Origin of the sequence: Lactococcus hircilactis (genome assembly GCF_009601015.1) — a bacterium.
Lineage (GTDB): Bacteria > Bacillota > Bacilli > Lactobacillales > Streptococcaceae > Lactococcus > Lactococcus hircilactis.
Genome location: NZ_WITJ01000005.1, coordinates 30,749 through 55,867, shown reverse-complemented (window position 1 = coordinate 55,867; position 25,119 = coordinate 30,749). Strand labels below are relative to the sequence as shown.

General features: G+C 37.7%; 31 protein-coding genes, 1 tRNA gene and 1 riboswitch. Of the genes, 27 read left to right on the top strand and 5 right to left on the bottom strand.

Going from position 1 to position 25,119, the window contains the following annotated elements; genetic code table 11:
• Positions 1 to 12: 12 nt before the first annotated feature.
• From hisH to GHI93_RS04340, 10 genes are all read left to right on the top strand, one after another.
• Positions 13 to 636: an imidazole glycerol phosphate synthase subunit HisH gene (hisH, locus tag GHI93_RS04385; RefSeq protein WP_153495859.1), complete on the top strand. Its 624-nt coding sequence runs from the start codon at positions 13 to 15 to the stop codon at positions 634 to 636.
• A gap of 1 nt (position 637) precedes the next feature.
• A complete protein-coding gene (gene hisA, locus GHI93_RS04380) occupies positions 638 to 1,354 on the top strand; it encodes a 1-(5-phosphoribosyl)-5-[(5-phosphoribosylamino)methylideneamino]imidazole-4-carboxamide isomerase (protein ID WP_153495858.1) in 717 nt (238 codons plus the stop codon).
• Entirely contained in the window at positions 1,348 to 2,139 is a 792-nt protein-coding gene (gene hisF, locus GHI93_RS04375; RefSeq protein ID WP_153495857.1) for an imidazole glycerol phosphate synthase subunit HisF, read from the top strand. The genes hisA and hisF overlap by 7 nt, the downstream gene beginning before the upstream one ends.
• Positions 2,129 to 2,767, top strand: coding sequence for a bifunctional phosphoribosyl-AMP cyclohydrolase/phosphoribosyl-ATP diphosphatase HisIE (gene hisIE, locus GHI93_RS04370; protein ID WP_153495856.1), 639 nt, complete (start codon positions 2,129 to 2,131; stop codon positions 2,765 to 2,767). The genes hisF and hisIE overlap by 11 nt, the downstream gene beginning before the upstream one ends.
• Entirely contained in the window at positions 2,767 to 3,561 is a 795-nt protein-coding gene (locus tag GHI93_RS04365; RefSeq protein WP_153495855.1) for a histidinol-phosphatase HisJ family protein, read from the top strand. The genes hisIE and GHI93_RS04365 overlap by 1 nt, the downstream gene beginning before the upstream one ends.
• A 156-nt stretch (positions 3,562 to 3,717) precedes the next feature.
• Positions 3,718 to 4,680 (top strand): PhoH family protein, encoded by a 963-nt coding sequence (locus GHI93_RS04360; RefSeq protein ID WP_153495854.1) that lies wholly within the window; start codon positions 3,718 to 3,720, stop codon positions 4,678 to 4,680.
• Positions 4,681 to 4,767: 87 nt separating this feature from the next.
• Positions 4,768 to 5,259, top strand: coding sequence for an NUDIX hydrolase (locus GHI93_RS04355; RefSeq protein ID WP_153495853.1), 492 nt, complete (start codon positions 4,768 to 4,770; stop codon positions 5,257 to 5,259).
• Positions 5,249 to 5,737, top strand: coding sequence for an rRNA maturation RNase YbeY (ybeY, locus tag GHI93_RS04350; protein WP_153495852.1), 489 nt, complete (start codon positions 5,249 to 5,251; stop codon positions 5,735 to 5,737). Before GHI93_RS04355 ends, ybeY begins: the two co-directional genes overlap by 11 nt.
• A complete protein-coding gene (locus GHI93_RS04345; protein WP_153495851.1) occupies positions 5,721 to 6,185 on the top strand; it encodes a diacylglycerol kinase family protein in 465 nt (154 codons plus the stop codon). The genes ybeY and GHI93_RS04345 overlap by 17 nt, the downstream gene beginning before the upstream one ends.
• A 58-nt stretch (positions 6,186 to 6,243) precedes the next feature.
• Positions 6,244 to 6,837 carry a nucleotidyltransferase family protein gene (locus GHI93_RS04340; RefSeq protein WP_153495850.1) on the top strand — a complete coding sequence of 198 codons (594 nt, stop codon included), beginning with the start codon at positions 6,244 to 6,246 and terminating at the stop codon, positions 6,835 to 6,837.
• On the opposite strand, the gene GHI93_RS04335 is transcribed toward GHI93_RS04340, so the two are convergent.
• Entirely contained in the window at positions 6,812 to 7,288 is a 477-nt protein-coding gene (locus GHI93_RS04335; protein WP_246177020.1) for a ComF family protein, read from the bottom strand. The two genes, GHI93_RS04340 and GHI93_RS04335, sit on opposite strands and share 26 nt — an antisense overlap.
• Before the next feature lie 167 nt (positions 7,289 to 7,455).
• A complete protein-coding gene (locus GHI93_RS04330) occupies positions 7,456 to 8,730 on the bottom strand; it encodes an ATP-dependent helicase ComFA (RefSeq protein WP_153495848.1) in 1,275 nt (424 codons plus the stop codon).
• A 94-nt stretch (positions 8,731 to 8,824) separates the two neighbouring features.
• Between GHI93_RS04330 and GHI93_RS04325 the strand changes: the two genes are divergently transcribed.
• The 12 genes from GHI93_RS04325 to crcB all read left to right on the top strand — a co-directional run bounded on the left by GHI93_RS04325 (position 8,825) and on the right by crcB (position 17,308).
• Positions 8,825 to 8,896, top strand: a tRNA-Gln gene (locus GHI93_RS04325).
• Positions 8,897 to 8,947: 51 nt separating this feature from the next.
• Positions 8,948 to 9,589, top strand: a complete 642-nt coding sequence (locus GHI93_RS04320) for a YigZ family protein (protein ID WP_153495847.1) — start codon at positions 8,948 to 8,950, stop codon at positions 9,587 to 9,589.
• Positions 9,590 to 9,693: 104 nt separating this feature from the next.
• Positions 9,694 to 10,746: a DUF475 domain-containing protein gene (locus tag GHI93_RS04315; RefSeq protein WP_153495846.1), complete on the top strand. Its 1,053-nt coding sequence runs from the start codon at positions 9,694 to 9,696 to the stop codon at positions 10,744 to 10,746.
• 227 nt (positions 10,747 to 10,973) lie between these two features.
• Complete coding sequence (glyQ, locus tag GHI93_RS04310; protein WP_153495845.1) at positions 10,974 to 11,927, top strand: glycine--tRNA ligase subunit alpha; 954 nt, start codon at positions 10,974 to 10,976, stop codon at positions 11,925 to 11,927.
• A complete protein-coding gene (locus GHI93_RS04305; RefSeq protein WP_153495844.1) occupies positions 11,924 to 12,478 on the top strand; it encodes a hypothetical protein in 555 nt (184 codons plus the stop codon). Before glyQ ends, GHI93_RS04305 begins: the two co-directional genes overlap by 4 nt.
• Positions 12,479 to 12,489: 11 nt before the next feature.
• Positions 12,490 to 13,008 (top strand): DUF6630 family protein, encoded by a 519-nt coding sequence (locus tag GHI93_RS04300; RefSeq protein WP_153495843.1) that lies wholly within the window; start codon positions 12,490 to 12,492, stop codon positions 13,006 to 13,008.
• Between the two features lie 8 nt (positions 13,009 to 13,016).
• Positions 13,017 to 13,514 carry a GNAT family N-acetyltransferase gene (locus tag GHI93_RS04295; RefSeq protein ID WP_153495842.1) on the top strand — a complete coding sequence of 166 codons (498 nt, stop codon included), beginning with the start codon at positions 13,017 to 13,019 and terminating at the stop codon, positions 13,512 to 13,514.
• A complete protein-coding gene (locus GHI93_RS04290; RefSeq protein WP_153495841.1) occupies positions 13,504 to 13,995 on the top strand; it encodes a GNAT family N-acetyltransferase in 492 nt (163 codons plus the stop codon). The genes GHI93_RS04295 and GHI93_RS04290 overlap by 11 nt, the downstream gene beginning before the upstream one ends.
• A 2-nt stretch (positions 13,996 to 13,997) precedes the next feature.
• The gene (gene glyS, locus GHI93_RS04285; protein ID WP_153495840.1) at positions 13,998 to 16,019 is read left to right on the top strand and encodes a glycine--tRNA ligase subunit beta; all 2,022 of its coding nucleotides are present in this window, start codon (positions 13,998 to 14,000) and stop codon (positions 16,017 to 16,019) included.
• A gap of 45 nt (positions 16,020 to 16,064) precedes the next feature.
• Positions 16,065 to 16,304, top strand: coding sequence for a DUF896 domain-containing protein (locus tag GHI93_RS04280; protein WP_153495839.1), 240 nt, complete (start codon positions 16,065 to 16,067; stop codon positions 16,302 to 16,304).
• 48 nt (positions 16,305 to 16,352) lie between these two features.
• Positions 16,353 to 16,419, top strand: a riboswitch (Fluoride riboswitch).
• Positions 16,420 to 16,478: 59 nt separating this feature from the next.
• A complete protein-coding gene (locus GHI93_RS04275; protein ID WP_153495838.1) occupies positions 16,479 to 16,955 on the top strand; it encodes a CrcB family protein in 477 nt (158 codons plus the stop codon).
• Entirely contained in the window at positions 16,952 to 17,308 is a 357-nt protein-coding gene (crcB, locus tag GHI93_RS04270) for a fluoride efflux transporter CrcB (RefSeq protein WP_153495837.1), read from the top strand. The genes GHI93_RS04275 and crcB overlap by 4 nt, the downstream gene beginning before the upstream one ends.
• A gap of 38 nt (positions 17,309 to 17,346) precedes the next feature.
• On the opposite strand, the gene GHI93_RS04265 is transcribed toward crcB, so the two are convergent.
• The 3 genes from GHI93_RS04265 to pcp form a co-directional block, all read right to left on the bottom strand.
• Positions 17,347 to 18,447 (bottom strand): polysaccharide deacetylase family protein, encoded by a 1,101-nt coding sequence (locus GHI93_RS04265; protein ID WP_170272386.1) that lies wholly within the window; start codon positions 18,445 to 18,447, stop codon positions 17,347 to 17,349.
• Positions 18,448 to 18,679: 232 nt separating this feature from the next.
• On the bottom strand, positions 18,680 to 19,270 hold the full coding sequence (locus tag GHI93_RS04260; RefSeq protein WP_153495835.1) for a nicotinate-nucleotide adenylyltransferase: 591 nt from the start codon (positions 19,268 to 19,270) through the stop codon (positions 18,680 to 18,682).
• A gap of 69 nt (positions 19,271 to 19,339) precedes the next feature.
• Positions 19,340 to 19,951, bottom strand: a complete 612-nt coding sequence (gene pcp / locus GHI93_RS04255) for a pyroglutamyl-peptidase I (protein ID WP_153495834.1) — start codon at positions 19,949 to 19,951, stop codon at positions 19,340 to 19,342.
• 263 nt (positions 19,952 to 20,214) lie between these two features.
• Here pcp and GHI93_RS04250 point away from each other — a divergent pair, with 263 nt between their 5' ends.
• From GHI93_RS04250 to GHI93_RS04230, 5 genes are all read left to right on the top strand, one after another.
• Positions 20,215 to 21,681, top strand: coding sequence for a nicotinate phosphoribosyltransferase (locus GHI93_RS04250; RefSeq protein ID WP_153495833.1), 1,467 nt, complete (start codon positions 20,215 to 20,217; stop codon positions 21,679 to 21,681).
• Between the two features lie 54 nt (positions 21,682 to 21,735).
• Positions 21,736 to 22,221, top strand: coding sequence for a GNAT family N-acetyltransferase (locus tag GHI93_RS04245; RefSeq protein WP_153495832.1), 486 nt, complete (start codon positions 21,736 to 21,738; stop codon positions 22,219 to 22,221).
• A gap of 16 nt (positions 22,222 to 22,237) precedes the next feature.
• Positions 22,238 to 23,062 carry an ammonia-dependent NAD(+) synthetase gene (gene nadE, locus GHI93_RS04240; protein ID WP_153495956.1) on the top strand — a complete coding sequence of 275 codons (825 nt, stop codon included), beginning with the start codon at positions 22,238 to 22,240 and terminating at the stop codon, positions 23,060 to 23,062.
• 364 nt (positions 23,063 to 23,426) lie between these two features.
• Entirely contained in the window at positions 23,427 to 24,248 is an 822-nt protein-coding gene (locus GHI93_RS04235) for a hypothetical protein (protein ID WP_153495831.1), read from the top strand.
• A gap of 154 nt (positions 24,249 to 24,402) precedes the next feature.
• The gene (locus tag GHI93_RS04230; protein WP_153495830.1) at positions 24,403 to 25,104 is read left to right on the top strand and encodes an ABC transporter ATP-binding protein; all 702 of its coding nucleotides are present in this window, start codon (positions 24,403 to 24,405) and stop codon (positions 25,102 to 25,104) included.
• Positions 25,105 to 25,119: the final 15 nt, after the last annotated feature.

Below are 25,119 nucleotides of genomic sequence, written 5' to 3'. Positions count from 1 at the left end.
AAAGGAGTGACAATGCTTGTTATTATTGATTATAATTTAGGAAATCTTCAATCAGTACAGAGTGGATTTGAAAAAATTGGTCTTCCTTGTGTGATTTCAAGAAATAAAGAGATCATTGAAAAAGCGGATGCACTGATTTTGCCTGGTGTGGGAAGTTTTTCTGTTGCGATGGAAAATTTGGCGCGTTATGATTTGATTGATTTGATTCGCGCGCGTGTAAAAGCTGGTGTATTATTGCTTGGGATTTGTCTTGGCATGCAGATTTTATTTGAAAAAGGATACGAAAACGGAGAAACATTGGGATTAGGTTTGATTAAAGGAACTGTTGAGCCCATCGTCACAGATGAAAAATTACCTCACATGGGATGGAATCAACTGCATATTTTGCAACAAAAACATCCGTTGGTCAAAAATTTAGTAGAAAACGATGAGGTGTACTTTGTCCATTCTTATCAAGCAAACTGCAAAGATGAAAATATCATCGCTGTGACAGATTATGGACAAGCACGGATTCCAGCAATCGTGTCTCATCAAAGGGTGCTTGGATGTCAGTTTCATCCTGAAAAATCTTCGCGCATCGGACAGTTGATTTTACAAGCGTTTAAAGCAATGATTGAAGAAAAAGTGGAGGTATAACATGCTCATTATTCCAGCAATTGATCTTAAAAATGGACAAGCTGTTCGACTTTATAAAGGAGATTACAAACAAAAAACAGTTTACAGTGAGCATCCAGAAACACTCGCTGTTACGTTTGAGCAATTGGGAGCTAGTTTTTTACATCTGGTAGATCTTGATGGTGCAAAAACAGGAATTGTCAGTAATGACAGTGTTATAAAAAAGATAAAAACGCTCACGCACCTTAAAATTCAAGTTGGTGGTGGCATTCGTACGCTTGAAACCATTGATTATTATCTGAATCAACTCGGTGTTGATCGTGTGATTTTAGGAACGGCTGCAGTCGTTGATCCTGATTTTTTAGACGCTGCGCTTGTGCGTTTTGGTCCAGAAAAAATCGTCGTTGGTGTAGATATTAAAGAGGGGAATATTGCTACAAAAGGCTGGCTTGATACGAGCTCACATCCTTATCTTGAATTTTTGTCTGATCTTGAAAAAAGGGGGCTGACCACTGTTGTCATCACTGACGTATCCAAAGATGGAACATTTTTGGGACCAAATTTTGAGTGGTACGATCAAATCAAAGCACATACTGCACTAAAAATCATTGTCTCAGGAGGGATTAAAGATCAAGCAGATTTAGATGAAGCGGCACTCAGAAAATATGAAGGAGTCATCGTTGGCAAAGCATATTATGAAGGAAAAATTGATTTAAAGGAGGCCTTTTTAAGATGTTAACCAAAAGAATTATTCCTTGTTTGGACATTAAAAATGGAAAAGTGGTCAAAGGAGTGAATTTTGAAGGCTTAAAAGAAGTCGGAGATCCCGTTGCTTTAGCAAAAAAATATGAACAAGAAGATGCCGATGAAATTGTTTTTCTCGACATTACAGCATCTTTTGAAAATCGAGCAATCATGAGTCAAATCATCGAATTAGCAGCGCGTGAATTATCGATTCCTTTAACGGTGGGTGGTGGAATTCAAAGTTTAGATGATTTTCGGTTGATTTTATCAAAAGGAGCAGATAAAGTTTCCATAAATTCTGCTGCAATTGCTCATCCTGAGCTGATCCAAAAAGCAGCACACGAATTTGGTGTTCAGTGTGTTGTTGTCGCGATTGATGCAAAAAAACGCGCAGATCAATCGGGATTCGATGTTTATGTCAAGGGAGGACGGGAAAATACAGGATTAGATTTAGTTCAGTGGGCAAAAACCTGTGAACGCTTAGGTGCGGGCGAAATTTTGCTGACATCAATGGATCGAGATGGCACACAAAAAGGATATGATCTTGAGATGCTCAATGCAGTGACAGCAGCAGTAAATTTACCTGTGATTGCGAGTGGCGGCTGTGGTGAGATAAAAGATATCATCACCGTTTTTCAAGAGACAAAAAGCGATGCGGCGCTTGTTGCGAGTTTGTTTCACTCTCATCGTGCGACAGTAGCTGATGTCAAAAAAGAATGTCAAAAATCCAAGCTCAAAATGCGTTTGACTAGAGAAATAGGAGAAAAGAATGAAACCTGATTTTCAAAAACAAGCATTGATTCCAGTAATCGTACAAGATGAAAAAACAAATGCGGTCCTGATGCTTGCGTATGCGAATGAAGAAGCATACGAAAAAATGCTTAAAACCAATGAAACATGGTTCTACTCGCGTTCAAGACAGGAACTTTGGCACAAAGGAGAAACTTCTGGACATTTTCAAAAAATAAAAGGCATGTATTTAGATTGTGATGCGGATAGTTTGCTCGTTTTTGTAGAGCAAATTGGTGTGGCGTGTCATACAGGAGCACCTTCTTGCTTTTTTAACACGCTTAAAGCTTTCGATAGTAGAGATATTTTCCGTGATTTAGAGGATTTGATTGAAACACGCAAAAAAAATCCAGTGGAAAAATCCTACACAAATTATTTACTCAATGAGGGAATTGATAAAGTCCTTAAAAAAGTGGGAGAAGAAGCGAGTGAAGTCATTATTGCAAGTAAAAATCCAAGTAAAGAAGATTTGATTGGAGAAATTGATGACTTGCTTTATCATCTTTTTGTTCTGATGTCGATTTATGGTGTGAGTTTAGATGAAATTGAAGCAAAATTAAAAGCACGGCATCAAATTTCAGGCAATAAAAAAGAATTTCATACACGAGGGGAGATGTGATGAAAAAAGTCGATTATCACATGCACACTTATTTTTCTGCAGATAGTGAAGAACAACCCGAAAACCACATTGAAACTGCGATAAAACTTGGATTTGATGAGATTTGTTTTACTGAACATCGTGATTTTGATTATCCTGGACTTGCTTTTGATTTAGATGTGGATGCTTATTACACGAAAATTAAAACGTTACAAGCGCAATATGGCAAAAAAATTAAAATAAAATGGGGACTTGAAATTGGATTGGATCTTAATTATCGCTCCGCCATTGCTGCGTTTGTTGAACAAGCTCCGTTTGATTTTGTGATTGGCTCAATTCATGTCATTAATCACGAAGAATTTTTTGAAACGACATCATTTTTTGATCATAAAACAAAGCTCGAAGCTTATCAAATATACTTTGACGAAGCACTAAAATGTGTCAAAATGTTCGATTGCTTTGAAAGTTTGGGACACTTGGATTATATTGTTCGTTATGCGACTTATGACAATAATTTCGTTGATCTTCCAAGTTCATTACAAAGTACACTGGATGAAATTTTGAAAGTGCTCGTGCAAAAAAACAAAGCCTTAGAAGTGAACACGAGACTTTTCAATGATCCTAGGACACTTGATTTTTATGGCTATTTATTGGATCAATATCGTGCGTTTGGAGGGAGATTAGTGACGTTAGGTACAGATAGTCACATCGCAAAGCGTGACGAAAAAGCTTTGGATTCTGCTTTTGAATTAATACAACAAAAAGGATTTTCTGCCTGCGCGTGTTATACTAAGCGTCAATTAGATGATTTTTGATTTTTGTCAGTACTGACAAAAAAAGAAACGGTTCACAGCTCAGCTTTGGAGCGTTTTTCTTTTAAAATTTAATCTTGTCAGTACTGACAAAAAACGAAATGTAGATATTATCACCACTGATCGTGGACTTATGCTATAATATAAGAAAAACATTAAATGGAGATGTCCTTTTTGTCAAAAAATTCAGTAGATTTTAAATTAGAAAATCCCGAAGACGCCGTTCTTTTATTTGGGACACAAGATAAATTTTTACTTTTGCTCGAAAATCAACTTGGGGTTGAAATTAATTATCGCGGGGAAATGGTGCAGATTTTATCAGACGATGAAACCAGTGCAAAACGTGCGAAAAAAGCACTTCTTGCGCTCCAAGTTCTGGTATTAAGAGGCATGACACTTCAGACCTCAGATGTTTTAATTGCTTCAAAAATGGTTCTTCAAGACGATATTGAAAATTTTACAGCGCTTTATGAGGTTGAATTGACCAAAGATGCAGCAGGAAAATCCATTCGTTTGAAAAATTTGGTGCAAAAAATTTATGTTGATAGCGTCAAAACACATGATATTGTTTTTGGAATCGGACCAGCAGGGACAGGAAAAACGTTTTTGGCTGTTGTCATGGCTGTTCAGGCGCTAAGAAATGGCGTTGTGAAGCGCATTATTTTGACGCGTCCAGCGGTAGAAGCTGGTGAGAGTTTAGGATTTTTACCGGGAGACTTGCAAGAAAAAGTGGATCCCTATTTGCGTCCTGTCTATGATGCTTTATTTACGATTTTAGGAAAAACAGCAACCGAGCGCATGATGGAGCGTGGAATTATTGAAATCGCACCACTTGCTTATATGCGTGGGCGAACGCTTGATGATGCCTTTGTCATTTTGGATGAAGCACAAAACACAACAAGCATGCAAATGAAAATGTTTTTGACGCGTCTTGGATTTAATTCAAAAATGATTGTTAATGGTGATGTCTCACAAATTGACCTTCCAAGTCGCGTTAAATCTGGATTAGTCGATGCAAAGGATAAATTGGGCCATGTTCATGCGATTGATTTTGTCTATTTCACGGCAAAAGATGTGGTCAGACACCCCGTTGTTGCCGAAATTATCAAAGCTTATGAATAAAATAAATGCTGTCAGTACTGACAAAAAGTGTTGTGTCAAAAAAAGCTGATTTTTTGAAAAAGATTGAAATAAAAGGAGTGAAAAATCATGGCAGAAGGATACATCATGGCATTGCGTCAAAAAATTGGTCATGTGCCGCTTGTTGTGGCTTGTGCAAGTGTGATCATCTATGATGAAAACAAGGGGATTTTACTTCAAAAGCGCAAAGATAATGGGAGTTGGTGCTATCACGGTGGATCCATTGAACCAGGAGAAACTGCAAAACAAGCGGCTCAACGTGAGTTATTTGAAGAAGTAGGACTTCACGCACAGAAAATGAACCTTTACACGGTTGCCTCAGGAGCAGATCAACATTTCAAATATCCAAATGGCGATGAGGTTCATATTGTTGATACGGTTTTTACCTGTTCTGATTTTTCTGGCGCCATTCAACTTGAATCATCAGAAGTCAGTGATTGTCAGTGGTTTTACTGGGATGAATTACCTGAAAACATTAATTTACCCACGAAAGAGCCAATTATAAATTTTGTAAAAGAACACTTAACAAATAAGTCAAAAAGGAATAAAAATGTATATTGAAATGACAGATGAAACAGGACAACTTCCTGATGGGATTATGGATCAATCCAAAAAATTGCTTATGTTTGCTGCAGATTATATGAAATTACCTGAAAAAAAAGAAATGGCAGTGACTTTTGTTGATAATCAACGCTCGCATGAACTCAATTTAGCTTATCGTAAAACCGATCGTCCAACAGATGTTATTTCACTTGAGTATAAACCTGATGATGAAGAATTCTTTTTTGACGAAGAAATGGAACTTCCAAAAGAATTATTAGAAGAGCTGGATCCATTTATTGGAGAATTATATATTTCGATTGATAAAGCAAAAGAGCAAGCAAAAGAATACGGCCACTCCATTGAGCGTGAATACGGTTGGCTGTGTGTGCACGGTTTTTTACACATTAATGGATACGATCATTATACACCAAAAGAAGAGGCAGAGATGTTTTCGCTGCAAGAGGAAATTTTGACGGCTTATGGACTCACAAGATAAAGACAAAGACATCAGAGTTTATGATAAAACGGATTTTAAAGACGGCAATACACCCAGTAAAAAAGAGCGCGACCGTTGGAAAAATACGTCTTTTATCGCAAGTTTTGATTTTGCTGTGACAGGAATTTGGACAGCGCTAAAACAAGAACGAAATATGAGAAAACACTTTTTTTCTACTTTTCTCGCGATTTTTTGCGGTCTGATTTTTCAAATCTCAAAGACAGATTGGCTCTTTTTACTCCTCTCTTGTTTTTTGGTCATCACAGCAGAACTTTTTAATTCATCCATTGAAAATGTGGTTGACTTAGCTGCAGATTATCAGTTTCACATGCGCGCGAAACGCTCTAAAGACATGGCAGCAGGTGCAGTACTTGTGATTTCATGTTTTGCGCTTGTGGTCGGATGTTTTATCTTTTTACCCAAAATTTGGGCATTTATTTTTGGATAATCCCATAGAAACTTAAAAAATGGATTCTGTCAGTACTGACAGAAAAAGGAGAGAAGTGATGGACGAAAATGACGCGATTCAGATTTTAAAAAAGAATGATCGATTGATGAAAATTCTTGATAGCGCTGAAAAACTTCAACTTACCAACTGGTATTTGGTCGCTGGATGTGTCTTTCAAACCTTGTGGAATGATCAAGAAGAGCTGCCCTTAATGAGCGGTTTACATGACATAGATTTAGTTTATCATGATCCAACACTTGCATTAGCATCGTCGCTCATCCAAGATAAAAAAATAGAAAACGTACTGTCACAAGAGTTTAACCTTACTTTTGACGTCCACAATGAAGCGTACATGCACGTCTGGAAAGGACGAAAAATTGCACCATATCAGTCCACAGAAAATGCGATTGAGCGTTTTATTGCAACAGTTCATGCCATTGGAATTACAAAAAGCGCTAAACAAATCACACTTTTTGCGCCATTTGGATTAGATGATATCGAACATCGCTTGATTCGTCCGATTTATCATCCAGATAATTCAAAAGAGCTTTATGAAACTAAAGTCAAAAAATGGCAGTCCCGTTTTAATCACCTTACAATTGAACAATGGCAGGATCAAAGGAATTTCATCGACAAAGCGAACAAGTCCTAACCTCAGAAACTCCAGCGTCTTTTAAGAGTTTAACAGCATGATTCAACGTCGCTCCTGTTGTATAAATATCATCAATGAGACAGATTTTTTGAGGCAAATGTGCCTCTTTTTTAATCCGAAAAGGATTCTCACTTTTTAAGCGCAGCGCTCTTGAAAGTGAGGATTGTTGTGTGGTTTCTTCTTTTTCCAACACCTCTTGATAAGCGATTTCAGACAAAAAGCCAGTCACTTGATTAAATCCGCGTTCTTTTAATCGCTCGATTGAGACAGGAATTGGGACATAAACGAAATTTTTGGGAAGTTTTTTAAAGACGTTGCGAAAAACTTTTCTAAGTCGATAATCTCCTTGAAATTTGTACTGACTAAAATATGATTTCATCGCATCATTATAACAATAAAACGCATGATGAGAGACGATAACACCTTTGGATTCCCAGTTTTGACAGTCCATGCAAATGCCATTACTTCCTGATTTGAAACACCGCGGACAATGGGAATGTGAAATGTGCTCAAATTGAGCGTGACAAGAAGAACAAAGTTGAATTTCAGGAGTCTGAAATAAGAAAAGATCTTGAAATTTATAAGTTATTGGAATTGATTGTGCACATAATAAACAGATCATTGTTTACTTCCTAATTGATTTTGACGCTTGATTTCTTTGATGGCAGCAATCATTGCGTCTGATTTTCCGTCGTGAAAAAAATAGACTAATCCATAAGGACGCTCAGGACTTCGCCCGACACGCCCCGCCATTTGAATGAGTGATGAAGTCGTGAAATTAGGATGTGATGTATTTAAAACAAAGACATCGACTTTTGGAAATGTCACTCCCCGCTCCAAAATTGTTGTACTGACAAGAATATCAATACGTCCGAGATGAAATTGAGAAATGAGATCATGTCGATTTTCACTGGTGGATGCAACAAATTCAATTTTTTCTAAAGGAAATTTTTCTTGAAGTTGCTTTGTCCACTGACGACCAGAATCAATTTTTGGAGCAAAGATGAGAAGAGGGAATCCTGTTTTTCTTTGCTGCTGTATTTTTTTTAACCACTGATGATGCCAAAAAGTTTTTGGAACAACCAGTGGATTTTCATGAAATCGTTTTGCAAGTTCTAGTTTTACAAGCTGCTTTTTTTTCACTTGCCTTTCAAGCATCGGGCTTGATGTGGCTGTTAAATAAAGAATTTTCGCCTCTTTTTGACAGGCATTTTCAGCAGCGAAATATAATTGAGGATTTTCAGAAAATGGAAAAGCATCCACTTCATCAATCACAAGAAAATCAAACGCAGATTTAAATCTCAAGAGTTGCATGGTTGTTGTGATGACTAATGGCGCACGAAAATAAGGAGCTCCACCGCCGAATAATAAAGGAATCGTGCAAGAAAAATCCCGACTGAGCCGCTTATGAAGCTCGATACAGACATCAATGCGCGGACTCGCAAGTGCAACCACTTTTCCTGATTTTAGGGCGGCGTTGAGTGCAGCATAAATCATCTCTGTTTTTCCTGCACCAGTCACAGCCAGTATCATCACGCGCGAAGTATGAGTGAGTTGGAGGTTAAGCTCGCGTGAGATTTTTTCTTGTGCATCAGTGAGATGACCAGTCCAGCAAAGATAGTCGTGACCCAAAAAATGCTTTTGAGGCAAATGATAGAGCCATTCATCAGAGCGGACACGACCAAGTTGGATGCAACTGGGACAATAAAAGGTTTCTGAAAGCTCAAGTGAAACCTCAGATTTTTCGTGTTCAGTGTGACAGCGATTGCATTTGATTTTTTGTGATGAAAGTTCAGTCATTCCAGGATAGCGTGTTAGTTTTCTGAGTATCTTTTGATTTTCGACATCCACTTTGAGGAGTAGACGTCCGTAATAATTTTCAAGATTTTCCATACTCTTTTATACGAAAAAATTAAAAAAATGTCACAGATTCATAAAAAATTTTTGTAAAAGTTACCTCAAAAGTGATATAATGGAGAAGTTCAATTGGGATATAGCCAAGCGGTAAGGCAAAGGTTTCTGATTCCTTCACGCGTAGGTTCGAATCCTACTATCCCAGTTTTCAAGTGCCTTTTGGCGCTTTTTTTATCTCATGAGAAAAGGAGAAAAAATGGTCATTACAATCAAAGATGATGTGTCGTATGAAGTGGAAATTAAAAAATCACGGTTTATTTGTCAGCTCAAGCGTGTCACTAGTCAAGAAGATGCGCGCGCGTTTATTGCTGCTGTAAAAAAGGAACATCGTCTGGCCAATCATCACTGTACAGCATACACGCTAGGAGAGCATCAAGAAATTCAGCGCAGCAGTGATGGTGGAGAGCCCTCAGGAACGGCAGGAGTTCCGATGCTCGAAATGCTTAAAAAATATGGCATCACAAATGTCTGTGCTGTCGTGACGCGTTATTTTGGAGGGATAAAGCTTGGAAGTGGCGGATTGATTCGTGCCTATGCAGGAAGTGTCAATGAGGCAATCAAAACCGTCGGACGTGTTGTTTTAGTGGAACAAATTGCGCTTCATTTGGAGCTTGAATATGCCCAATTTGATCGCCTTCAACACCTTTTACAAGTGGAAAAAATTCCGATTGTGAAAAGTGATTTTTCGTCAGTGGTCACCGTCGAGATTTTTATTGATGAATCCGCTCAAACGTCTTTTTTGTCAGTACTGACAGAAAAATTTGCTGGAAAAATCAAGATTACGACCGGAATAAAACACCGAGTTGAAGTTGATTTTGACCCGTCAGCACCGCTTTAGAGGATAGAATAAACAACATCATCGTTATTTGCACTCAGTTATGCTATGATGAAAGAGACGACTGATCACGGTTGTCGCATCATTTAAAAAGAAAGTTTAAGATTTTGAAAAATTTTTATGGATCAATTATTGTTACCGTTTTAGCACTTGGCTTTGCCTTTTTCTATGGCGGATTTAACGCTGTTTTCGTGACGGCAATTTTAGCGATTTTGGAAATTTCATTATCATTTGATAATGCGATTGTCAATGCTCGAATTTTAGAAAAAATGAGTAAAGCGTGGCAAGAAATATTTTTAACAGTAGGGATTTTGATTGCTGTTGTCGGCATGCGTTTTATTTTTCCGCTAATTGTAGTGTCCATTTCTGCCCAGACGAGTCCAATGAGTGCACTTCATCTCGCACTTGAAAAAGGAAATCCTGATATTCCAGGGACTTATGGCTATATTTTACATGCAGCGCATCCATCAATCGCAGCTTTTGGAGGTCTTTTTTTGCTGATGCTTGCGCTCTCCTTCTTTTTTGAAGATTTGGAGTATCATTGGTTAAAATTTCCCGAAAAAATGCTCTATTCTCTCGGTCGTTTGCCTTTAGCCTCAGCATTGATTTCGTTGATTGTATTAGTTTTGACCTCTGAGTTTTTAGCTAAAAATGCGCATACGGTCTTATTTTCAGGAGTTTTAGGAATCATCACTTTTTTGATCGTGGATGGCTTAGGAAAATTAATGAGTCAACACAATACTTTAGCTGAAGTACAAAAAGGGACAGGGACAAATCAGGCGCAAAATTCGCTCACAAAAGTCTCTGGAAAAGCTGCTTTTGTCCTTTTTCTCTACTTAGAAGTGATTGATGCCTCGTTTAGTTTTGATGGCGTGATTGGTGCATTTGCGATTACGGCAGACCCAATCATCATCATGCTTGGTTTAGGATTGGTTGGTGCCATGTTTGTACGGTCACTGACAGTATTTTTCGTTAAAAAAGGAACACTCAATGATTTGATTTATATCGAACACGGAGCGCACTGGGCAATTTTGTCACTTGCAGTGTTACTTTTACTTAGTATTCGATTTGAAATCAATGATGTCGTCACAGGCGTTTTAGGAGGCGTTTTGATTTTACTCTCATTTGTATCAAGTGTGCTATATAATCGCTCGCATTAAAAGACAGCTCTTGCAAAACGAAATAAAAAAGATTATAATAATCATAAAGCGAATTGAGGACGGTGAAAGCTCAGTGATGAATGGTCTTTACAATCAATTGGGATATAAAAAGTAAAAAATAAAGGTGGAACCGCGCATTTGCGCCCTTTGTAAGTGAAAAATCTTACAGGCGCTCATGGGTGGTTTTATCGTTGTCAATCAGATTTTCTGATAAAAAAGGAGAAATAATGGCAGAAAACAAAAAACTAGCATTTCAAGACATCATCTTGACTCTTCAAGACTTTTGGTCTAAACAAGGCGCAAATTTGATGCAAGCTTATGATAACGAAGTGGGCGCTGGGACGATGAGTCCATATACGTTTTTGCGTTCAAATGGTCCTGAACCCTGGGGAGCCGCTTATGTACAACCTTCACGTCGTCCAGCTGACGGCCGTTACGGAGAAAATCCAAACCGCTTGTTCCAACATCATCAGTTTCAAGTCGTTTTGAAACCTTCTCCAAAAAATATCCAAGAACTTTATCTTCAAAGTTTGACTGCGCTTGGCATTGATGCACTTGAGCATGACATTCGTTTTGTTGAAGATAATTGGGAAAATCCTTCAATGGGCTGTGCTGGTATTGGTTGGGAAGTTTGGATTGATGGACAAGAATGTACTCAATTTACTTATTTCCAACAAGTCGGAGGAATCGAAGTGGATTCAGTGACTTCTGAAATCACTTATGGTTTAGAGCGTATTGCAACAGTAATTCAAGAAGTGGATTCTGTTTATGATCTTGAATGGGGAAATGGCGTTGCTTATGGGGATATTTTCAAAGAACCTGAATACGAACATTCTAAATTTGCTTTTGAAGCATCCAATCAAGAACTTTTACTTAAACTTTTTGGCGAATATGAACAAGAAGCGCTTGATTTACTTGATAAAGGGTTGGTTCACCCCGCTTATGATTATATTTTGAAATCTTCACATACCTTTAACTTGCTTGATGCGCGTGGCGCAGTTTCTGTCACTGAGCGCGCAGGCTATATGCACCGCGTGCGCACCATGGCGCGTAAAGTCGCAAAAACATTCATCGAAGAACGTGCAAAACTTGGTTTTCCATTGTTGAAAGATGAAGCATTGCGCGAGAAATATCTTGGAATAAATGGGAAATATAGTGAAAAAGCGGAAGAAAAAAGATGACAGGGATGACGCTTGAAGGAAAGCATCTCATTATCAGAGGAAATGCGCAAGGTTCGATTGCGATGACATTTGGTCTCATTGCGCTCATTATTATTCCGTTTTTATGGATGTTTAGTTTTATAGTGGCATTGATCAGTCTTTTTGTTGGTATCCTACTTTTGCTCGCTGGATTTATACAAAAGCTGAGAAGTCGCAAACAAAAAGCCTTTGAAATTAAGAATGATGTCATTTACATTTTTCCAGATGGACATGAAAATATGCGTTATGAAATTCCACTTTCTCGTGTGAGTTATCTGACACAAAAGCATCGTCATAAATCGGGAAATACTGAAATTTTGACCTTAATCTTAAATACAAGCGCAGATAGTTGCCGTTGGGTAAACAGAGATTTTGAAGAAATATTGACAAAGAAAGAAGTTGACTTAGAATTTTTGCCCGTCAAAGAAAAATTTTATCCAGAATTTTTCAAGCTACTTAAAGAAAATTTTCAAATTCATTTTGTAAGTCCTGAAAAAGGAATAAAAGCCTATTTGAATGGGAATTATGAATAGAGGAAAAAGAGATGATGTCAGAAAATGAGAGATTACATTTAGTTGAGCTTGCAGCGCTTTTAGCGAATGATAATGAACAAGCCGTAGCAACAATCAAACTTTTAGTTGAAAAACCAGAAGAATTTGAAGAAAAGTTTGCTGACTGGCTTTATGAAACAGATTTTTCAGTTTTTGAAGATACCAAGATTATTGCGGCTTATTTATTGACAGGATATGAGCTGGGAAATAGTCAACAATTTGGTGCTTATATTGACTGGAAAGAAGAAACGGATGAGATACTTAAAAGTCTCGAGTTCGTGACCAAAAATAAAGGATATTCTGTTGATTTTAAAAATGAACATTTTGATCAAAAAAACACTCAAAATGCACTTTACGAGATTTCTAATTTTCTAAAAAATAAAGGATTTTTGCTTATTTATTGGGATACAGACAGTGATTCTTATCATCTATTTATTGTTGCGTTGTCGGATTTTGATAAATTAATTTCGCTTGGAAATGAGTTAGGAATTGAATTTAAAAAGGAATATTAAGTAAAAAAATGAAAATTGAAACAAAGCGCTTGATTTTGCGTCAGCTCAATAGTCAAGAAGAAAAGCTTTGGCTGGATCATTTGGATGAGTTAGAGCAAAAACTCGCTGTTTCTTATCAGGGTGAAGCGATGACAGGCTTTATTCGGGAAATCGTGAAGCAGCAGATAAATAGAGTCTCAAAATTTCCCACAGCGCATTTTTCGGATTTTTGGCTGATTATTTTGCGCGACACACGTACTGTGATTGGTTCGGCGGATTTCAAAACACTGCCAAATGAAGCGGGAGAAGTGGAGATTGGTTATGGTTTAGCCACACCATTTGAAGGTTCTGGCTATATGACTGAGGCGGTGTGCGCATTATGTGAGTGGGCTTTGACACAAAATGATGTGAAAGCTGTCAGTGCTGACACAGAAGATGGAAATCTGAAATCAGAGCGTGTGCTTGAAAAAGTCGGTTTTGTTCGGACAATAAAAGAAAAAAATCAATGGTGGAAATATGAAAATTAAATCTTACAAGGAAAATCCGCATCATTTGGCGCAGTTGGTTGATTTGGTCAATTTTTGCCAAAATATTGAAGCAGATTTATCCATTAAATTTGCAGAGCAAGATGATATGTTTCAAATTCCAGCTTATTATCAAGCAAAAGGTGGCGAGTTTTGGCTAGCTTTTGAGGAGGATAAAGTTGTTGGATCGATTGCATTGCTTCCAGTCGACACGACAACGGCTGTGCTGAAAAAATTCTTTACTTATCCTGAATTTCGTGGAGCGCCTGAACATTTGGGCGCACAGCTTTATCAGCAGTTCATTGATTTTGCAAAAGAAAAAGGGTTTGTGACGATCGTTCTTGACACACCAGAAGGCGAGCATCGCAGTCATGGATTTTATGAGAAAAAAGGTTTTGTGCAAATAAAAAAAGAGGAATTGACGGTGGATTATCCATTTCCAGACCGAAATTCTCGGATATATGAGTTAAAATTGAAAGGTTAATTATGGCAAATTATTTATTAGAAATTGGTCTGGAAGAAATTCCAGCACATTTGGTAACTCCAAGTATCAATCAGCTTGCTGAGCGAGTGGAAACATTCCTTAAGGAAAATCGCTTAGCATTTGAGAAATTGATTAAATTTTCAACGCCACGTCGCTTAGCAATCTTTGTTGAAGGTCTGGCAGAAGCATCAGAAGCGATTGATGAAGAAGTTAAAGGACCGTCAGCTAAAATTGCTAAAGATGCAAAAGGAAATTGGTCAAAAGCGATTCAAGGATTTTCACGTGGGCAAGGAGCGACTCCAGATGATTTAATCCTTAACGGTGATTATTACTATGTGAAAAAACATATTGACGGAGTCAAAGCAGAAGAAATTCTTTCTAAAGTTGGCGATGAAGTCATCTCAAAAATGACTTTCTCAACTTATATGAAATGGGGAAATAATGATTTTCTCTTTGTTCGTCCGATTCAATGGATCGTATCACTTTTAGAAGATAAAGTGGTTGCTTTTGATTTATTAGATGTAACAGCAAATCGTTTTTCACGAGGCCATCGTTTCTTGGCAAATGTTGAGGTTGAACTCAAAAATGCCAATGATTATGCTAAAAAAATGCTAGAAAACTTTGTTTTAGTTGATGCTGAACATCGTAAAGCAGAAATCTCTGCTCAAATTTTGGCTCTCGCATCTGAAAACAATTGGCAAGTAACGCTTCATAAAGATTTACTAGAAGAAGTCAATAATATTGTTGAATATCCAACAGCGTTTGTAGGCTCTTTTGATGAAAAATATTTAGCTGTTCCTTCTGAAGTTTTAGTGACATCCATGCGCGATAATCAACGTTATTTTGAAGTTTATAACCAAGAAGGTCAACTCGCGCCAAACTTTATTTCTGTCCGTAATGGGAACGCTGAACATATTGAAAATGTCGTGCTTGGAAATGAAAAAGTCTTGGTGGCACGTCTTGAAGATGCAAAATTTTTCTGGGAAGAAGATCAAAAACTCAAAATTGAAGATTTGGTCGCTAAACTTGCTAAAGTAACTTTCCATGCTAAAATTGGTTCAATTACTGAACACATGGCACGAACAAAAGAAATCGCCGCTAAACTTGCTGAAATTGCTGATTTGACAGCTGAAGAAAAAAGAGATGTTGCCCGTAGTGCAGAAATTTATAAATTTGACCTTTTGACAGGAATGGTTGGAGAATTTGATGAATTACAAGGCGTGATGGGTGAAAAATATGCGCTTTTAGCTGGGGAAAATGCAAATGTTGCCGCAGCAATTCGTGAACATTACATGCCAACCTCAGCTGACGGAGCATTGCCTGAAACAAAAGTTGGTGCTGTACTTGCAGCTGCTGACAAGATTGATTCAGTCCTCTCTTTCTTTAATGTTGGCTTAATTCCTTCTGGTTCAAATGATCCTTATGCCCTACGTCGAGCAGTACAAGGCTTGATTCGGATTATTGAAAAAATGAATTGGCATTTCGATCTCTCTTTATTTATCGACCAATTTGAAGGTGAAAATCATCTTGAAATTTTGGATTTTGTCAAAGCACGTGCTCAGAAACTTTTGCTTGATGAAGGCCTGCGTTATGATATTGTGGATGCAGCGATTGAGGCTGTCCCATTTGACTTGACTGCGTTGATGCAAGCGGCTCGCGTCATTGAAAAACACCAAACACACAGTCCATTTAAATCTACCGTTGAAAATGTTGCACGTGTGATTAACCTCTCGAAAAAAGCAGATCATCTTGTTGAGATCAGACTAGATCTTTTTGAAAATGAAGCTGAAAATGGACTTTATGATACGATTACAGCGCTTAAAAAAGACTGGAATGTCTTACCTACCGAACTCAAATTCAAGAGCATCGTCCACAAAATTTCTCCAGCAATTTCAGCTTACTTTGAAAATGTAATGGTCATGACTGAGGATGAAACACTGCGCTATAATCGTCTGTCAGTACTGACAGAAACCGTCAAATTGACCCGAGTTTTGGGAGATTTTAGCAAAATTATCACGAAATAAAACTGTCAGTACTGACAGAAACTAAAGGAAAGGAGCGTCACACATTTGGGTATTTCAAACGAACAAATTGAACGAATCAACGCACTAGCACGCAAGAAAAAAAATGGTGGACTCACAGCGCAAGAACAAGAAGAACAAGCTGTTTTACGGCGCGCATATATTGATTCAGTAAAATCAAATTTCCGCTCTCAAGTCGAAAATATAAAACTTGTGGATGATAATGGAAAAGACATTACACCAAAGAAACTAAAAAATTTACAAAAAGAACGTGGATTGCGCGAATAAGATCACTCAAAAATTGTAATCTTGAAAAAGAAGTGGTAAAATATAGGAAAAAGAAATGGGTATGGTGCACACCCAAAACCGCTGACAAAAGTCAACTGATGGCGCCTACAATGTGTGTTTTTGTTGCACATTGTAGGTGCTTTTTCTTATTAAATTCTTAGAAAAGAGAAAATTATGAATTTCATCATTGTGTTTATTTTTGGTGTTCTTGGAGGCTTGAGCCGCTATGAGCTCAACGTCCATCTCCCCAAATTAGGACAATTTCCAATTTCAACCTTACTCATCAACCTTGTCGGATGTTACTGTTTTACTTTTTTGATAAAAAATTATCTGACGGCAAAAAATGCCAAAGCACGAACGATTTTAGCACTTGGTACGGGCTATATTGGGACATTTACAACATTTTCCTCCTTTATGATGGATTCTGACAACCTCCTGACAACGCAGCATTATTGGCTTTTAACCCTTTATGTCTTGTTGACAGTTGGCGGAGGTTTAGCCATGGCAGCGCTGGGAATGTATCATGGACGACACGCAGTTGCCTTTCCAACAGTAACAGCACTCGAAGATGAAGCAGGAGAAGTACGACTGAAAGAAGCTGAACTTCGTCCTGAAAACAAAGAAAACGAAGCAGGAGAAAACAAACGATGATAGAAATTGCACTTGTAGGACTAGCTTCAGGTATTGGCGCAATTGTGCGCTATCTTTTCAGTAACCTCAGCGTCGTGTTCAAAAAAATCGGATTTCCTCTGGGGACCTACCTCGTAAATATTATTGGTTCTTTGTTGATTGGTTATTTTTTCGGGAAATTTGGCAATCAATCCGAAAATTATAAAATTTTTGCCACAGGATTTTGCGGCGGTTTAACGACATTTTCCACCTATAATTTTGAACTTTTTGATTTACTGGACAAGCACGACTATAAACACTTCGCCGAATATTTTTTACTCAGTTACGGCTTAGGATTCGTCGCCGTCATCATCGGTCTTGCTTTAGCAAAATGAAAAAAACTCTTTCTTCTTAGAAAGAGTTTTTTATCTACTTACCAACCAAAGTAATCATGGTGGATCTGAATCGCACCTGAACGCGCATAAATGAGCTGACTTACTGTAACAAAAGTATAACCTTGTGCCTTTAAGCTATCAATAACTTGAGGTGCCGCAGCTACACTCCACGGATGAATATCGTGCATCAAAACAATCGCTCCATCATGTGCTCCAGCCATCGCAGCTGCATAAACAGGAGCACTCGTTGAATCCTTCCAATCTTCAGTGTCCACATCATAATTTACTGCAGACATGTTGACACTGTTCAAGACGGTTTGATTAACAGCTTCATAAGGCGGACGATAAAAAGGCCAATCTTGTCCTGTCACTTGCGTGATCAAGTTTGCAGCGCGTGTGATTTCAAGATTTGCAGCTGCAGATGAAAGACTTGTAAGTTGCGGATGAGTCCACGTGTGCGAGCAAATTTGATCGCCATCAGCGGTTTCACGCTTTAAAATTGCTTCATTTCCAGCAATACTCGATCCAATCTCAAAGAAAGTCACATTTACATTATCTTTTTCTAAACTGTTCAGTAAAGTTGGCGTTGTCGTAGCATCGGGACCATCATCAAAAGTCAGGGCAATTAATTTTTTTCCAGCATAAAATTTTTGAACGGCATTTACGAGCGCTTGAGTTTCTTTAGCTTTCGCAGCTTCTGGAAGTTTATCAAGCACATTTTGTGCATCTAAAAGATGACTGTTCGATGGGTTTTGTGCGACGACATCCACAAGTTTTTGAAAACTGACTTGCGCTTGATCTCGTTTTTTGACTTGCGTTTGAGCGTTATCAAGTTCTTTTTTAGCTTGTGTTAAGAAGCGGTCATCTGGAAGTTTATTCAAAGAAACCTCATCAATATTTTTTTGATAAGTTGTATCTTTTACAGTGCTTGCACTGACTTTTTCACCCGAGAATACAGGAGAAGCAAATAAAGCATTGATTGCATTTTGCTTGTCGATTTTTAAGTCTAATACAGCAATTTTTTTCTTGAATGCCTCAAAACTTGAACTGGAAATCTTTGATTTTTCATTGGTCAACTCAGAAGAAAATTTAGCAATTCCAGCTTTTGTCGCGAGTTGAGAAGGAAAAACATGATTCACATAAAGTGAATTCAAATGTTTTGAAAGTTGAGTAATAAATGGTTTTTCTTTAGCATTTTCATAAACTTTAAAAACGCCAAAGCCAGTAATCGCAAGAATAATGACAAGAAATGATGTGATAACAATTGTAACTCTTCGTTTTCGGATATGCCGGCGTCTTCTTCTATTTTCCGTAAGATGTCCTCCTGATTTTTTTGGAATACGTCTATTATAGTCGTTTTAAAAAGCAATGTCAAGATTTTTTTTCATAAAGATGATGACTGTGGATATAGTCCAGCACAGCTTTAGGAAGAAGATAATTCGGCTCAATTTTTTTTGCAATCATTTCACGAATCATCGTGCTTGAAATCGGTAAAAGAGGAGTATCCAACCAAATAACAGGATAAGGACTTTCTTTTTGATGTTCATAGCGCTTAATCGCCACAAAATGAACCATCTCAATCAATGCATCAATCTTATACCATTTTTCAAGATAATCAACCATATCGCTCCCGATAATGAAATAATAGTCATTTTCAGGATGAAGGGCGGTAAGGAGTTTTAATGTATCATAAGTGAATGATTTTCCACCGCGTTTGATTTCAATCTTCTCAATTTCCAGTCGTGGATTATCCAAAAGCGCAAGTTCAATCATCTTGATGCGATGGTTTGGAGAAATCGTTGTTTTTGTATCTTGATGTGGTGGGATATTTTCAGGCATCAAAAAAACTTTGTCCAAATTCATTTGCTGTGCGACCTGATCTGCCATCATCAAATGTGCATGATGGATCGGATTAAAATTACCACCTAAAAGACCTATTTTTTGTTTTTTCTTATGATTCATCTCGCTGTTCCTTTTTATCATCGCTTTTTTTCTATTTCTATTTTACCACGAGATGTTGCAATAATAAAGCTAGTCCTTCACACGTGTGCAGCACGAAATGGCAAGTTCAAGACCGCGTTGCATTTCATCTATTGATAAAGAGGGCTGATGAGGGTGGTGGAGTGCTTGAACGCTACTAAAAGGAAGATGAATAAATCCGTTTTTGATTTGAAGGTGGTGATGATAAATGTAATCACTGATTCCATAGAAAACATGATTACAAACAAATGTCCCTGCGGTTGTTGAGCACTCTGCTGGGATATGGTGGGCGCGAATTTGCTTCACCATTTCTTTTATCGGAAGGGTGGTAAAATAAGCTGCAGGACCATCAAGGCTTATGGTTTCATCAATGGGCTGATTTCCTTCATTATCAGAAATTGCATAATCATCACGATTGATGGCGACAAGTTCAGGAGTAATTGAAAAACGTCCCCCTGCCTGACCAACTGAAATCACAACATCTGGTTTTTCTTTTTCAATTACTTCACATATCCTTTGAATGGATTTAAAACGCACAGTTGGAATAATCAGTGGGATAATGCGCGCGCCGTTGATGCTCTTTGGGAGTGCAGAAACGATATCTTGGGAAGGATTTGTTTTTTCTTCTCCAAAAGGAGTAAAACCTGTGACTAAAATTTTCATGAGCAACACTTTCTTTGTTTTATAGACGACAAGCGTCATGGCCTTAATTTTATGCTTTCTTTGTTCATTTTTCAAGAAAAAACAAAAAAAGACCTGTTTTTTTGGGTTTGTAATGCTTTGAGAAGAAGAATCAAAATTAAAAGGAATGAAAAGCAAATATAAATAGGCTCGCAGTACAAATTTAGTCGAAAATTTGATAAAATAAAGGTTAGAAATGTGTTGAAAATGAGGGAAGTTCGAAAAAAGCGAATCACGGAGGAATTATGCCACATCTTTATCAAGACGACAGTCTTACATTACACACCGATTTGTACCAAATCAACATGATGCAAACCTACTTTGAACTCGGGCGTCACAAGCGTCATGCTGTATTTGAAGTTTTTTTTCGTGATCTTCCATTTAAAAATGGCTATGCTGTTTTTGCTGGACTTGAGCGAATGGTTGACTTTTTACAAAAACTTACTTTTTCAAAATCAGATATTGATTATCTTCGTGAATTAGATTACCCAGAAGCTTTTTTGAACTATTTAGAAAACTTGAAATTTTCAGGAACGGTAAGAGCGCTAAAAGAAGGACAATTGGCATTTGCAAATGAGCCGCTAGTCCAGATTGAAGGACCATTAGCGGAGTGTCAATTGGTTGAAACGGCCATTTTAAATATCATTAATTTCCAGACGTTGATTGCGACAAAAGCTGCCAGAATAAAGTCTGTGATTGGAGATGATCCACTTTTAGAATTTGGCACAAGACGCGCACAAGAAATGGATGCTGCGATTTGGGGGACACGAGCAGCCTATATTGGTGGGGCTGACGCCACTTCCAATGTTCGTGCGGCAAAAATGTTTGGAATTCCTGCAAGTGGAACGCATGCTCACGCACTAATACAGAGTTACGGGAATGATTATGACGGATTTAAAGCGTATGCAATGACGCATAAAAACTGTGTTTTTTTAGTTGATACTTATGATACCTTAAGTAGTGGAGTTCCAGCAGCGATTAAAGTGGCGCGAGAATTTGGTGATCAGATTCAGTTTCAAGGAGTGCGGATTGATTCTGGTGATATGGCGTATATCTCAAAGAAAGTGCGTCAACAGCTAGATGATGCAGGATTTACAGATGCAAAAATTTACGCTTCAAATGATCTTGATGAATCAACGATTTTAAGTCTGAAGATGCAAAAAGCAAAGATAGATGTTTGGGGAGTAGGGACGAAACTCATTACAGCTTATGATCAACCCGCGTTAGGGGCTGTTTATAAATTGGTCTCTATTGAAGATGAACAAGGCAAGATGCGAGACACCATCAAAATCTCTAGTAATGCTGAAAAAGTCTCAACTCCAGGTAAAAAGCAAGTGTGGCGCATTACTCGAGCTTCAGATGGCAAGTCAGAAGGGGATTATATTACGTTTGATGGTGAACGTCCAGATTTGGCAGATGAAATTTATATGTTTCATCCGACTTACACTTATATCAATAAAAACGTGACAGATTATCAAGCCAAAGCATTGTTGGTAGATGTATTTAAATCAGGAAAACTGGTTTATTCATTGCCTGATTTGCAGGACATCAAAGCTTTTGCTAAGGAAAATTTATTTGAACTTTGGGATGAATACAAACGAGATTTGAATCCACAGCCTTATCCTGTTGATTTGTCGCAAGACCTTTGGAATCATAAAATGCGTTTGATTTCTAAAGTGAGAACACAAGTTTCTCAACAAAAATTAAATTAAGGAAGGCAATTAAATCTCGTTTTTTCAAGTCAGATTTAGTTTGTAACTGAATGGATGGAAATTAGAAGAATTGACATTGGCGAAACACAAGCGTTTTGGAATCTTCAAAAACAGTTAGATCAAGAAACGCATTTTATGATGTATGAACCAGATGAGCGAAAGTATGAAATTGGAAAAGCAGTGAGTCAGATTGCGCACGTTGATTTTATCATCGGTGCAGTAGAAGACGGGGATTTGATTGGTTATCTTAGTGCAAAAATTGGAGCTTATCTTCGACTCAAAAAAACGGCATATCTTGTAATTGGGATTTTAAAAGCCTATCAGGGGAGAGGGATTGGGCATCAACTTTTTGAGCATTTAGAAGCATGGACGCATGAAAATGGGATTCATCGTTTGGAGCTCACTGTATTAGTCACTAACGCTCAAGCAATTGCACTCTATCAAAAAAATGGGTTTAAGATTGAGGGAGTGAGGCAAGAAGCCATGTGCGTGGATGGACAGTTTATTGATGAATTTTATATGAGTAAAATCTATGATTAACATGAAAGAAGAAAAAATGAAATTACAAGAAGAAATCATTAAAGAACTGGGTGTCAAACCCGAAATTGATCCAAAAGAAGAAATTCGAAAAACCATTGATTTTTTGAAATCATATCTTAAAAAATATCCGTTCATTACAAGCTTTGTATTGGGGATATCAGGAGGACAAGATTCAAGTTTAGTAGGACGTTTAGCCCAATTGACGATGGAGGAGATGCGTCAAGAGACAGGAAATGAGGCGTATCAATTTATTGCCGTGCGCTTGCCTTATGGCGTACAAGCAGATGAAGCAGATGCACAGCGGGCGATTGAGTTTATCAAACCAGATCAAAGTCTCGTTGTTAATATAAAAGCAGCTGTTGATGGGCAAGTCGCTGCGGTAGAAGCAGCAGGAGTTAAGGTTTCTGATTTCAATAAAGGAAATATCAAAGCACGACAACGCATGATCACACAATATGCGGTCGCTGGCGGAAATCAAGGTGCTGTTTTGGGAACAGATCACGCAGCTGAAAATATTACAGGCTTCTTTACGAAATTTGGAGATGGTGGAGCAGATTTAATTCCTATTTTCCGTTTGAATAAACGTCAAGGCAAGCAATTACTGGCTGAACTTGGTGCGAATCCCGCGATTTATGAAAAAGTTCCTACTGCTGATCTTGAAGATGGAAAGCCTGGTCTTGCAGATGAGGTTGCACTTGGTGTGACATATCAAGAAATTGATGATTATACAGAAGGTAAAGTCATTAAAAAAGAAGCACAAGAAAAAATTGAGCAGTGGTATTTAAAAACGCAACATAAACGTCATTTACCAATTTCAATTTTTGATGATTTTTGGAAGTGAGAAAGAAAAATAAAACTAGAAAAACGCATAATGTTTTCTGGTTTTTTTATTGTTTTTCAAACAAATAGAATACGATGTTATGTTTTTGTAATGAAACCAGAATATATGATAGGAATATTTAATTTAATTTAAATAAAACGAGAGAGATTTATGTTATTATACTATGAGGCGCAGTAAACGGAGACCGCCTTACCACCTTACGTTTAATCCGTCTTTCAAAGTTCAGGTTCTTATATGTTAGACGGCAAGTAATCTTGATGACCCTACATGAAACGCCATCGGATTTTCAAAAGAATGATCTTTCTTCATTGAGAACTCCGCTGCACGCCATGTTTGCCAGAGACGAAAATAAAGAATTATTTGTTTGAAATTTAAATCAAAACTTACCGCAGTATTAGCAACAACGCTATTAACTTTATCTTTTTCACAAAGTATTAAAGCAAGTGCTGATACCACAACTGCGACTCAGTCAAATCTCTATGATAAAATCAATCAACAATTTACGCAAGCTTATCAAACGCGTTCTGCTAAATTGGTTGATGTGATTACAAAAGAAGTTTCTAAATTATCTGGGACGAATTTTCATGAGCCAGTTGAAGCAAGTTTATTGCATTTGAACCAATTTATCTCACAATATGATCAAACTTTGGCGAGTGTAAATAAAGCTGAAGCAACTCATCTTGATGCTGATATTTCTGCTGCACAAGCTCAAATTGCGCAATTGCCGACTTCTGAAGTGGCACATACCACTGCGTTTAGTGATCGCATTAATGCGGTCATTGCTGCAAATGAACAAGCTAAAAAAGCAGCAGCACTTGCTGCACAAAAAGCAGCTGCAGATCAAGCAGCAAAAGAGGCTCAAGCAGCGCAAGAAGCGCAGCGCGAAAAAGAAAAAGCCAACAATCCTTATGGATTGAAATATACGGGATTTGATTCAATTGATTCAGCGCGCGCGTTACGAAATTCAATTGAACAGGGGGGGAATATGAACATTAATCTCTCGCTAAATCTCCAATATATCGGTGGCTATGGATTTGCTAAAAGTACATGGCTTGCGCTATGTAGTGAAACAGCAACGAGTCCGACTGACTTTTCGGTCGCCCACCAAAATTTATTAGCAGATACGTTAGTGCGTGATGCGTTTGGTGGAGATTGGGGAAATGTTCCCAAAAGTGGCGGATGGTAATTTCCATAAAAATGTAATAAACCTGAAAATAAACAGATTTGACTTTTCATTTCTGTTTTTTTTTTCGCTCTTTGAGGTAGGCTTTGTCTTCGTTTTTGAAAATTTAAAATGTTATAATAAATGTAAGAAAAAGTAATGTTGAGATGGAGGAGCGATGGCATTTATTGAGGTAAAAAATGAATCAAAGAAATATAAAACAGGAGATCAGGTGATTTTCGCGAATGATCGAGTTAGTTTTTCAATTGAAAAGGGAGAATTGACGATTGTTTTGGGTTCTTCTGGTGCTGGAAAATCGACAGTTTTAAATATTTTGGGGGGAATGGATACTTCCGATGAAGGTCAGGTAACGGTTGATGGACTTGAGCTTTCAGGATTAAATGAAAAAGAATTAATTACTTATCGACGCAATGATGTGGGATTTGTTTTTCAATTTTATAATTTGATTAATAATTTAACGGCTCTCGAAAATGTGGAGCTGGCATCAGAAATTGTTTCGGATGCACTTGAAGCACGTGAGGTGATGGCGCAAGTTGGACTTTCTCATCGAATGGATAATTTTCCTTCTCAGCTCTCAGGTGGGGAGCAGCAACGTGTTGCAATTGCAAGAGCGGTGACAAAAAATCCTAAACTTTTACTTTGCGATGAACCTACGGGTGCTTTGGATTATCAAACGGGGAAACAAGTGCTTAAAATATTACAAGATCGGGCACTTAAAAATGGCACGACGGTCATCATAGTGACGCATAATGCTGCACTCAGTGATATAGCAAATCGCGTGATTTATATGCATGATGGTCAGGTAAGTAAGGTTGTTCAAAATGAGCATCCTAAAGCGATTGAGCAGATTGAATGGTAAGGTGGACGATGAAAA

What these genes read in the sequence shown, in the direction of transcription:
- hisH (WP_153495859.1), top strand. Translation starts at nt 13, where the DNA reads ATGCTTGTTATTATTGATTATAATTTAGGAAATCTTCAATCAGTACAG.
- hisA (WP_153495858.1), top strand. Translation starts at nt 638, where the DNA reads ATGCTCATTATTCCAGCAATTGATCTTAAAAATGGACAAGCTGTTCGA.
- hisF (WP_153495857.1), top strand. Translation starts at nt 1,348, where the DNA reads ATGTTAACCAAAAGAATTATTCCTTGTTTGGACATTAAAAATGGAAAA.
- hisIE (WP_153495856.1), top strand. Translation starts at nt 2,129, where the DNA reads ATGAAACCTGATTTTCAAAAACAAGCATTGATTCCAGTAATCGTACAA.
- GHI93_RS04365 (WP_153495855.1), top strand. Translation starts at nt 2,767, where the DNA reads ATGAAAAAAGTCGATTATCACATGCACACTTATTTTTCTGCAGATAGT.
- GHI93_RS04360 (WP_153495854.1), top strand. Translation starts at nt 3,718, where the DNA reads ATGGAGATGTCCTTTTTGTCAAAAAATTCAGTAGATTTTAAATTAGAA.
- GHI93_RS04355 (WP_153495853.1), top strand. Translation starts at nt 4,768, where the DNA reads ATGGCAGAAGGATACATCATGGCATTGCGTCAAAAAATTGGTCATGTG.
- ybeY (WP_153495852.1), top strand. Translation starts at nt 5,249, where the DNA reads ATGTATATTGAAATGACAGATGAAACAGGACAACTTCCTGATGGGATT.
- GHI93_RS04345 (WP_153495851.1), top strand. Translation starts at nt 5,721, where the DNA reads ATGGACTCACAAGATAAAGACAAAGACATCAGAGTTTATGATAAAACG.
- GHI93_RS04340 (WP_153495850.1), top strand. Translation starts at nt 6,244, where the DNA reads ATGGACGAAAATGACGCGATTCAGATTTTAAAAAAGAATGATCGATTG.
- GHI93_RS04335 (WP_246177020.1), bottom strand. Translation starts at nt 7,288, where the DNA reads ATGGACTGTCAAAACTGGGAATCCAAAGGTGTTATCGTCTCTCATCAT.
- GHI93_RS04330 (WP_153495848.1), bottom strand. Translation starts at nt 8,730, where the DNA reads ATGGAAAATCTTGAAAATTATTACGGACGTCTACTCCTCAAAGTGGAT.
- GHI93_RS04320 (WP_153495847.1), top strand. Translation starts at nt 8,948, where the DNA reads ATGGTCATTACAATCAAAGATGATGTGTCGTATGAAGTGGAAATTAAA.
- glyQ (WP_153495845.1), top strand. Translation starts at nt 10,974, where the DNA reads ATGGCAGAAAACAAAAAACTAGCATTTCAAGACATCATCTTGACTCTT.
- GHI93_RS04305 (WP_153495844.1), top strand. Translation starts at nt 11,924, where the DNA reads ATGACAGGGATGACGCTTGAAGGAAAGCATCTCATTATCAGAGGAAAT.
- GHI93_RS04300 (WP_153495843.1), top strand. Translation starts at nt 12,490, where the DNA reads ATGATGTCAGAAAATGAGAGATTACATTTAGTTGAGCTTGCAGCGCTT.
- GHI93_RS04295 (WP_153495842.1), top strand. Translation starts at nt 13,017, where the DNA reads ATGAAAATTGAAACAAAGCGCTTGATTTTGCGTCAGCTCAATAGTCAA.
- GHI93_RS04290 (WP_153495841.1), top strand. Translation starts at nt 13,504, where the DNA reads ATGAAAATTAAATCTTACAAGGAAAATCCGCATCATTTGGCGCAGTTG.
- glyS (WP_153495840.1), top strand. Translation starts at nt 13,998, where the DNA reads ATGGCAAATTATTTATTAGAAATTGGTCTGGAAGAAATTCCAGCACAT.
- GHI93_RS04275 (WP_153495838.1), top strand. Translation starts at nt 16,479, where the DNA reads ATGAATTTCATCATTGTGTTTATTTTTGGTGTTCTTGGAGGCTTGAGC.
- crcB (WP_153495837.1), top strand. Translation starts at nt 16,952, where the DNA reads ATGATAGAAATTGCACTTGTAGGACTAGCTTCAGGTATTGGCGCAATT.
- GHI93_RS04260 (WP_153495835.1), bottom strand. Translation starts at nt 19,270, where the DNA reads ATGAATCATAAGAAAAAACAAAAAATAGGTCTTTTAGGTGGTAATTTT.
- pcp (WP_153495834.1), bottom strand. Translation starts at nt 19,951, where the DNA reads ATGAAAATTTTAGTCACAGGTTTTACTCCTTTTGGAGAAGAAAAAACA.
- GHI93_RS04250 (WP_153495833.1), top strand. Translation starts at nt 20,215, where the DNA reads ATGCCACATCTTTATCAAGACGACAGTCTTACATTACACACCGATTTG.
- GHI93_RS04245 (WP_153495832.1), top strand. Translation starts at nt 21,736, where the DNA reads ATGGAAATTAGAAGAATTGACATTGGCGAAACACAAGCGTTTTGGAAT.
- nadE (WP_153495956.1), top strand. Translation starts at nt 22,238, where the DNA reads ATGAAATTACAAGAAGAAATCATTAAAGAACTGGGTGTCAAACCCGAA.
- GHI93_RS04230 (WP_153495830.1), top strand. Translation starts at nt 24,403, where the DNA reads ATGGCATTTATTGAGGTAAAAAATGAATCAAAGAAATATAAAACAGGA.